This is a genomic window from Kitasatospora sp. RG8, from assembly GCF_017813315.1.
Lineage (GTDB): Bacteria > Actinomycetota > Actinomycetes > Streptomycetales > Streptomycetaceae > Kitasatospora.
In genome coordinates this window covers 219,627-228,522 of sequence record NZ_JAGIYX010000012.1, presented here as the reverse complement: position 1 = coordinate 228,522, position 8,896 = coordinate 219,627, and the positions used below count along the sequence as shown (strand labels likewise).

7 protein-coding genes are annotated in these 8,896 nt (G+C 77.8%); 6 read left to right on the top strand and 1 reads right to left on the bottom strand.

All coding sequences use genetic code 11. The features are described 5' to 3' along the window. The 3 genes from J5Y04_RS20195 to J5Y04_RS20185 form a co-directional block, all read left to right on the top strand. The coding region (locus J5Y04_RS20195) for an ABC transporter ATP-binding protein (protein ID WP_209413468.1) at positions 1-1,485 on the top strand (1,485 nt) is incomplete at its 5' end. Further along, positions 1,485-3,392, top strand: coding sequence for an ATP-binding cassette domain-containing protein (locus tag J5Y04_RS20190; RefSeq protein WP_245205074.1), 1,908 nt, complete (start codon positions 1,485-1,487; stop codon positions 3,390-3,392). The genes J5Y04_RS20195 and J5Y04_RS20190, both read left to right, overlap by 1 nt. 171 nt (positions 3,393-3,563) lie before the next feature. Beyond that, on the top strand, positions 3,564-3,743 hold the full coding sequence (locus J5Y04_RS20185; protein WP_209413467.1) for a hypothetical protein: 180 nt from the start codon (positions 3,564-3,566) through the stop codon (positions 3,741-3,743). Between the two features lie 83 nt (positions 3,744-3,826). Here the strand turns inward: J5Y04_RS20185 and J5Y04_RS20180 are convergent, their stop codons facing one another. Then, positions 3,827-4,915 carry an alcohol dehydrogenase catalytic domain-containing protein gene (locus tag J5Y04_RS20180; protein ID WP_209413466.1) on the bottom strand — a complete coding sequence of 363 codons (1,089 nt, stop codon included), beginning with the start codon at positions 4,913-4,915 and terminating at the stop codon, positions 3,827-3,829. 172 nt (positions 4,916-5,087) lie between these two features. On the opposite strand from J5Y04_RS20180, the gene J5Y04_RS43570 reads away from it, so the two are divergent. The 3 genes from J5Y04_RS43570 (at position 5,088) to J5Y04_RS20165 (ending at position 8,894) form a co-directional block, all read left to right on the top strand. Next, positions 5,088-6,446, top strand: coding sequence for a M48 family metallopeptidase (locus J5Y04_RS43570; protein ID WP_209413465.1), 1,359 nt, complete (start codon positions 5,088-5,090; stop codon positions 6,444-6,446). 199 nt (positions 6,447-6,645) lie between these two features. After that, positions 6,646-7,299 (top strand): class I SAM-dependent methyltransferase, encoded by a 654-nt coding sequence (locus J5Y04_RS20170; protein ID WP_209413464.1) that lies wholly within the window; start codon positions 6,646-6,648, stop codon positions 7,297-7,299. A 239-nt stretch (positions 7,300-7,538) separates the two neighbouring features. Beyond that, entirely contained in the window at positions 7,539-8,894 is a 1,356-nt protein-coding gene (locus tag J5Y04_RS20165; protein ID WP_209413463.1) for a hypothetical protein, read from the top strand. The last annotated feature ends 2 nt before the right edge of the window (positions 8,895-8,896 follow it).

Genomic DNA, 8,896 nt, shown 5'->3' with positions numbered 1-8,896 from the left:
GCCGCCGACGCGCTCGCCGCCGCGGCCGGTCCCGCCTGCGCGGCCGAGGCCACCGCCGGCCTGCGCGGGCGGCTGGTCCGCCACCTGCTCGCCCTCGGCCCCGGCGGCCGCCTGTGGCGCGACGGCCCGCCGCCCGGCGACCTGGCCGCGCGGCTGGTCGGCTCCGCGGCGGACGCCGGCGGCCGGCTGCCCGCCGTGCTCGGCGCCGCCACCGCACTGCTCACCTCGGCCGGCGCGATCGTCGGGCTCGGGGTGCTCTCGCCGTGGCTGGCGCTCGCATTCTTCGGCGGGGTGGTGCCCGGGGTGGTGCTGATCCGGCTCTTCCTGCGGGAGGCCGGGCAGGTCTTCGTCCGCTACCAGGAGGTGCAGGCCGACCTCGCCGCCCGGCTGACCGGGGCGCTCACCGGGCTGCGCAGCATCCACGCGGCCGGGGCCCTGCGCTGCGAGGAGGCGCGCGTCCTGGAGCCGCTGCCCGCGCTCTCGGCGGCCGGGCACGCACTCTGGGCGGCGCAGCGGCGGACGGCGTGGCAGGCGACGCTGCTGATCGCCGTGGTCGAGGTGGCGGTGCTGGCCACGGCCGGCGCCCTGGTGGCGGCGGGCACGCTGGCGCCCGGCGCCCTCGCGGCGGCGGCCGGCTGGGCGGCGCTCGGGGCCGGACTGTTCGAGCAGGTCGAGGCGCTGGTCGGGGTGGCGCACGCGCGGGCCGGGCAGGCCCGGGTGGACCAACTGCTGGCGCTCGCACCGGCCACCGGCGGCACGGCCGTCCTCCCGGAGGGCGGAGCGGGCGAACTCGCCTTCCGGGGCGTGGTGGTGCGCGACGGCGACCGGGTGCTGCTCGGGCCTCTCGACCTGACCGTCCCGGGCGGGTGCACCGTCGCCCTGGTCGGCCGCTCCGGCTGCGGCAAGTCCCTGCTGGCCGCGCTGCCCGGCCGGCTGCGCGACCCCGACGAGGGGCGGGTACTCGTCGACGGCGTCCCCGTCGGGGAGTTGGCCGCCCCCGAACTGCGGCGCGCCGTCGGATACGCCTTCGAACGCCCCGCGCTGACCGGCCGGACGGTCCGCGACGCGCTGGACGGCGCCGGCCCCGCGGCCGTGGCCGCGGCCCGGGCGGACGGCTTCCTGCGGCGGCTGCCGGCCGGCCGGGACACTCCGTTGGACGAGCTCCGGCTCTCCGGCGGCGAGTTGCAGCGCCTCGGGCTGGCAAGGCTGTTGGCCCGGCCGGCCCGGGTCCTGGTACTGGACGACGCCACCTCGGGGCTCGACCTCGCCACCGAGTACCAGATCACCGAGGCCCTGGACCGGGCCGCCCACGGGAGCACCCGGCTGGTGGTCGCACACCGCGAGTCGGCCGCCGCCCGCGCGGACCTGGTCGCCTGGCTCGACGCCGGCCGGCTCCGCGCCCTCGCCCCGCACGCCCAGCTCCTCGCCGACCCCGCCTACCGGGCCACCCTCTCCGGCACCGCCCTCGCAGCGGCCACCGCCTGATGGGCCGTCACAGCGCTGGCCACGGCGCCTCCCTGGGCACCGGGCGCCGTCACGGCCACGGCGCCGCCCTGGACACCGGCCACCGCACCGGCAACGGCCACCGCGACGGCCGCGGCATGCCGCACGCGGGCGGTCCGGTGCGGCGACGCCCGCCCGGCTGGACGCTGCTGGGCCGGCAACTCGCGACCACCCCCGGGGCGCTGTGGCGGCTGCTCGGGTGGTCCGGGGTGGAGGCGCTGCCCGCGCTGACCTCGGGACTGATGGTGTCGGCCGCCGTGGACCGGGGGTTCCTGGCCGGACGGCCGGGGGTCGGGGTGGCCTGGCTGGCCGGGTTCGGGGCGGTGACCGCCGCCCGTGCGTACGCGGCGCGGGCCGGGTTCCCGTACCTCGCGGCCGTGGTCGAGCCGCTGCGCGACACCCTGGTGGAGCGGGTCGTCCGGAGTGCGCTCGCCCGGCCGCACGCCGACCCGGCCGAGGTCGCCCGGCTGACCGAACAGGTCGAGTCCGCGCGGCAGTTGACCGCCACCCTGCTCCGCACGCTGCGCGGGGTCGGGGTGACCCTGGTCGCCGCCCTGGCGGGCCTCGCCCTGCTCGCGCCGGCCGTCCTGCCGCTGGTCCTCGTCCCGCTGATCGCCGCCGGGCTGCTGTTCGCCCGGTTGCTCCGTCCGCTGGTGGAGCGCCGCCGCGCCGTGGTGCTCGCGGAGGAGCGCCTGGCCGCCGAGGCCGGACGCGCCCTCCACGGCCTGCGCGACATCCAGGCCACCGGCTCCGGCGACAGGACGGCCGAGGCCCTCGCCGCCACCGCCGGGAACAGCGCCGCGGCGTCCCGCGCGCTCGGCCGGGCCGCGGCGCTCCGTTCGCTGGTGGTGGCGCTCGGCGGCCGCCTGCCGGTGCTGGCGGTGGTCGCGGCGTCGCCCTGGCTGCTCGGCGGCGGCGGCCTCACACCCGGCGAACTGCTCGGCGTGGCCACCTATCTGCTCCAGCAACTCGACCCCGCGGTGAGGACCCTGGCCGGAACGGTCGGCGGGTGGCTGCTGAGCCTGGCCGTCGTCCTCGACCGGCTCGCCACCACGTCCGGCGGGCCGGAACCCCGCCCCGCGCCCGCCGCCCCCTCCTCCCCGGTGCCCCCGCCCGCGACCGTCGGTCTCCGTCTCACCGCCCTCCGCTACGCCCACGGCCCGGCCGCCGAACCGGTCTTCTCCGGCCTCGACGTGACCTTGGCCCCGGGCGAGCACCTGGCCGTGGTCGGCCCCAGCGGAACGGGGAAGTCCACCCTCGCCGCGCTGCTCGCCGGCCTGCTCGCCCCGCTCGACGGCGAGGTCCGTGTGGGCGGCGTCCGCCCGCACCTCCTCCCCGGCCCCGAACGGTCCCGCCTGGTGGCGCTGCTCCCGCAGGAGGCGTACGTGTTCCCGGGTACGGTACGCGCCAACCTCTGCTGGCCCGTCCCACCCGCCGGGGCCCGACCCTCCGATGCCCAACTCGCCCACGCCACGGCCCTCCTGGGTGCGGATGGACTGGTCGCCCGGCTCGGCGGCCCCGATGCCGAGCTCGCCGACCCGGGCGCGCTCTCGGCCGGCGAGCGCCAACTCCTGGCGCTGGTGCGGACGTACCTCTCCCCCGCGCCCGTCGTGGTGCTGGACGAGGCGACCTGCCACCTGGACGCCACCGCCGAGGAGCGGGTCGAGCGCGCCTTCGCCGCCCGCCCCGGAGTCCTGGTCGTGGTGGCGCACCGGATCAGTTCGGCGCTCCGGGCCGACCGCGTCCTGCTGCTGGACGGCGGCCGCGGCGTGCTCGCCCGGCACGGCGATCTCCAGGTGCTGTCGCCGCTCTACCGCGAACTGGTGGGCCACTGGTTGGGATCGGCCGGGCAGCGCGGCGCCGCGCCGTTCGCAGGCCACCCGACGTGATCTCGATAGGATCTCGCCCGTTCCGGCCGTTATGGTGGCCGGGGCGCGGGCCGTGATCACCGGCTCCGGCGCTGTTCGCGCGCCCGGTCAGGCCGGCCACACGCCCGCCCGCCGCCCGCGGCGCCCGTCGGGCGCCGACACACCTGCACCCTCGCACGGAAGACGATTCTGATGTCCGACACCCTCACCGACACCACCGGACCCGCGGCCAACGGGACCGACGCCGACGAGACCACGGCCGAGGACACCGCGTCGCACGGCCGCCACCGCGGCCGCACCGCCGCCGACGACAGCCCCGAGGCCGACCCGCACGGCCGGCACCGGCTCGGCGCCGGGGCCGACCAGCGCTGAGCCGCTCCCGCAGTACGCGGCAGGGCCCGCCGGTCGCACGATGTGTCGACCGGCGGGCCCTGCCGCGTTCCGGCGCCGGGAACTCAGTCCAGCGTCACGACCGTGCGCAGCGCCTCGCCGCCCCGCATCTGCGCGACGGCCTCGTTGACGTCCGTCAGCCCGACCCGGTGCGTGATCATCCCCGCGAGGTCGATCCGCCCGGCCCGCCAGAGGTCCACCACCAGCGCGATGGTGCGGGGCACCGACGTCCCGCCGTACAGCGAGGGCAGCAGACGCTTCTCGTTGAAGAACAGCTCGCCCATGGTGAACTGCGCGAGGTCGTCCTGCGCCCCGGCGCCGATCACCACCACCGCGCCCCCGCGCCTCGCCGCGTCGTACCCGGCCCGGACGGTGGCCGCACGGCCGACCGCCTCGAAGACGTAGTCGAAGCCGCCGCCCGGCAGGCCCTTCGCGACGGCCTTCAGCTCCTCCGGGGCGAGCGCGTCGGTGGCCCCGAAGGCCAGCGCCCGCTCCCGCCTCGACACGACCGGGTCGACCACGGCGATCCGGCCCGCGCCGCAGACCCGGGCCCCCTGCACGGTCGCGACGCCCACCCCGCCCGCGCCGATGACCGCGACGGAGGACCCCGGCTCGACCTGCGCGGTGTGGACGGCGGCACCGATGCCGGTGGTCACCCCGCAGCCGATCAGGGCGGCCAGCTCGTACGGCAGGTCGGCCGGGACCTTGATCACGGCGTCGCGCTCGACCACCACCTCCTCGGCGAACGCACCGGTGCCGTAGAAGCCGGAGGCGTCCACCGGAGCACCGCCGCCGTCGAACCGGAAGCCCGGGGCGCCGAGCCGGCGCAGGCTGGAGACGCAGAGGTGCCCGCGGCCCCGCTCGCAGTGGGCGCAGCGACCGCAGGGCGCCATCCAGCAGAGCACCACCCGGTCGCCCGCCCCGACGCCGGTCACGCCCTCGCCGACCTCCACCACGTCACCGGCTCCCTCGTGGCCGGGGACGAACGGCGCGGGCTGCGGCAGGACGCCGCTCATCGCCGAGAGGTCGGAGTGACAGAGGCTGGCCGCCCTCAGGCGGACTCTCACCTTGCCGGGGCCGAAACCGACCGCCACCACGTCGTCGCGGACGTCGAGCGTGTCCTGGCCGGTCTTGTGCAGGATGGCTGCGCGCATGGGGCTGCTCCCGGATTCCCCTCGGATCGGTGGTCGGGCCGATTCTGGCACGCCCCGCCCGCCCGGAGTAGAACACGTTTCACCGGTTGGGGCCCGGCCCGGACGAAGACGGAAGCGGCCCACCGGGAATCGGGGTGTCGGCGAAGGGCCCCCGCTGGCATGATCGTCCGCCGTGCCCACTCCCCCCGTGCCCACTCCCGCCGCGGCCACTTCTGCCGCGGCCCCCGCCGCCGCCCCGCAGACCTGCCCGCGCTGCGCCGCCGCGCTGGACGCCGACCCGCGGTTCACCGTCTGGTGCCCGCACTGCGACTGGAACCTCACCCCGGGGCCGGAGCGCGCCGCGGCCACCCGGCAGGAGGCGGCCGCAGCCGCCCGGACCGACCGGCTCTACGAGGACGTCGCAACCGGCCGTACGGCCACCGCCGGGCGGCGGGACTGGCTGGCCGCGTCCGCCATCGCCACCGTCGTCCACCTCGCCACCGCCTCCCTGTTCTCCTGGGGTCTCTGGCTGCTCGTCACCGGCAACACCCCGCTGCGCTGCCTCGGCGCGATCGTGCTCGCGGTCGTGGTCCTGCTGCGGCCGCGGCTCGGCCGCCCCCCGCGCGACGAGGGCGTGCTGGACCGGGCCCAGGCACCCGCCCTGTACGGGCTGGCGGACCGGGTCGCCGCCGAGGTGGGGGCCGGGCCGGTCGGGGTGATCCGGGTCGACGGAGAGTTCAACGCGAGCGTGGAGGCGGTCGGGCTGCGCCGGCGGAGCGTGCTCACCCTCGGCCTGCCGCTCTGGGAGGCGCTCGGCGAGCAGGAGCGGGTGGCCCTGCTCGGCCACGAGTTCGGCCACCGGGTCAACGGCGACCACCGGCGGGGCCTCTGGCTCGGCTCGGCGATCCACGCGATCGCGCACTGGCACGAGCTCGCCCGGCCGCGCACCCACGCCGGCGGCGGGGTGGGCCTGATGCACCTGCTGCTCCACTTCACCGACCTCGTCACCAACGCCGTGCTCGGCGTCGTCGCCTGGATGCTGCGGCGGGTGTTCGGGCTGCTCGACCGGCTCACCGCGCGGGCCGGACAGCAGGCCGAGTACCACGCGGACACGCTGGCCACCCGGGTCGCGTCCACCGGGGCGACCCGCCGCCTGCTGCGGACGCTGCTGCTGCTCGGGACCGTCGACACCGTGGTGACCCGCGTGCGCGCGGAGCTGCAGGGCCGCCCCCGTGCGCCCCGCCGCGGCGCGGACCCTTCGGCGACGGGGCCGGCCCCGCAGGCCACGGCCACCGAGGAGCTCTGGGAGAAGCTGCGCGACCACCTCGCCGCCGTCCCGCCGCTGGAGCACGAGCGCCTGCTGCGCCGCTCCGCCCTGGACCGGGGTGCCGTGGACTCCACCCACCCGCCGACCCACCTGCGGCTGGCCCTCCTGGACCGGAGGCCGGACCTCCCGGCCGCCGTCACCACGACTGCCGCCGAGGCCGCCGCCATCAACGCCGAGCTGGCCCCCCACCGCACCCGCATCGCCCGCACGCTCCTCGCCGGCTGACGGCGCCGGCTGACGGCGCCGGCCGGCGGACCCGCTGACGCCGCCCGGCGCGGGAAGGCCGACGGCGCCGGGCCCGCCGCTCCGCGCCGCTCCGTGCCGCTCCGCGCCGGTCGGGGCGGGCGGGACGACGGGACGTACCGTCGAGTAGGGTCCGACGGCGAGTACGGAGTACCGACCACCCCCGGCAAGGAGCTGCAGCATGTCCGACCTCCTGGAGAACACGCGACCCGGGGCCGAGGTGCTGGCGGCGTTCGAGGCCGCGACCGGGTTCATGCCGGTGGACGAGGGGCTGGCGCTGTACGCGGCGGCGATGACCGCCGCCCGGCGGACCGGACTTCCGGTGCTGGAGATCGGCACCTACTGCGGGCGCTCGGCGATCCTGCTGGCGGCGGCGGCCCGGGAGGCCGGGACGGTGGCGCTCACCGTCGACCACCACCGCGGGTCGGAGGAGCAGCAGCCCGGCTGGGAGTACCACGACCCGACGCTGGTGGACCAGGAAGTCGGCCAGATGGACACCCTCCCGCGCTTCCGCCGCACGCTGCACGCGGCCGGGCTGGAGGAGCACGTGGTGGCGCTGGTCGGCCGTTCGCCGCAGATCGCCGCGCTCTGGGGCGGCCGCCTCGGCCTGGTCTTCATCGACGGCGGCCACACCGACGAGCACGCCACCGGCGACTACGAGGGCTGGGCGCCGCACCTGGCGCCCGAGGGCCTGCTGGTGGTGCACGACGTCTTCCCCGACCCGGCGGACGGCGGGCAGGCTCCGTACCGGGTCTACCTGCGCGCGCTCGCCGAGGGGTTCGAGGAGGTCTCGGTGACCGGTTCGCTGCGGGTGCTGCGCCGTACCGCCGCCTGATCCGGCCGAAGCGAGATCCGCGGACCCGCCCCACGGGCGATCACGGATGCTCTAACGTCGAGCCGGGGCTGTCGGGCGGGGGTTCGAACGGTACGGTGTCCGCGCGGCGCCGACGGGTGCCGCACGCGACGGAACGGCGACCGGGCGGCAACCGGGCGACACGGCGGTACCGGGGCACAGTGGTACCCCGGCACGGCACCAGGCAGAGCATCCGGGCAGACGGTGGGGGCTAGAGCGCAATGACCGACCAGCAGAACACCGCTCCGGCGGTCTGGGACCCCACCGCGCGCGGCGGCGCCGGCGGCTGGGTCCGCGGGCCGCAGCAGCAGCCTGCCCCGGGCGCCGCACAGAACCCCGCCGCACCCGCGCCCGCCACGCCCGCGGCGGCGCCACCCGCCGGGTCACCCCAGCCGCCCGCGTTCCAGCCGCCCGCGCCGCAACCGCCGGCCCAGCCGGCGCCGGGACAGCGGCCGCCGATGCAGCAGCCGCCCGCGCCGGGCGCCGTCGGCGACCAGGGACCGCCGCTGGGGGCGCGCCCGTACCTGTCGGGCGCCCCCGGCTACGACGCCCCGACCGCGCCCGCCTTCCCGGCGACCGCCCCGCAGCCGGTCACCCCGCCCCCGGCCGCCCCGCCCTCCGGCGGCTTCCCGGGCCACGCCACCCCGCAGAACCCGGGCCCGGGCGCGCACCAGGGCCCGCCCGGCGGCTACGGCCCCCCGGCCGCCCCGCAGCAGCCCCCCTACCCCCAGCAGTCGTACGGGCAGCAGCCCTACCCCCAGCAGCCGTACGGGCAGCCGCCGTACGGACAGCCGGACTACGCCACCGGCTACGAGGACCCCGAGGACGAGGACCGCCCCGGCAGCAAGCGCGCGCCCGTGCTGATCGGCTTCGCCCTGCTCTTCGTGCTGGCACTCGGCGGTGGCATCCTCTGGGCGGTGAAGGGCGACGGCGACCCGGCCGAGAAGGCCGCCGCCCCCGGTCCGTCCGCCACGGCCGCGCCCACCGACGCGCCGGCCTCCGGCAACGCGCAGCCCGCCCCGGCACCCACCGGTTCGACCGGTGCGCCGACCCCGGCCGCCACCGACACCGCCTCCGCCTCCGCCTCCGCGAGCCCGACCGCCGGTGCGGCCGGTCCCAACGCGCCGACCCAGGCCAAGGCGCTGGACGACCTGCTGACCCAGGGCGAGAGCGCGAAGGCGCCGATCGGCAGTGCGGTCGCCAAGGTGAGCAGCTGCCCGTCCAAGGCGGACATCGACAGCGCGGCCCAGGTCTTCGACTCCGGCGCCAAGCAGCGCGACCAGCTGCTCACCAAGCTCGCCACCCTGGCCGTCACGGACCTGCCCGGCGGTGCGGACGCGGTGGCGTCGCTGAAGTCGGCCTGGCAGCTGTCCGCCGACATCGACCGCGCGTACGCGAGCTGGGCCCGTGCGGTGTCCGCGCAGGGCTGCTCCGGTTCCGCGCCGAACACCACGGACAAGAAGCACGCGGACGAGCTCAATCCGCAGGCCACCCAGGCGAAGAAGGACTTCGTGACGAAGTGGAAGGCCATCGCCGACACGTACGGCCTGACCGCGCGCACCCAGGACAGGATCTGAAC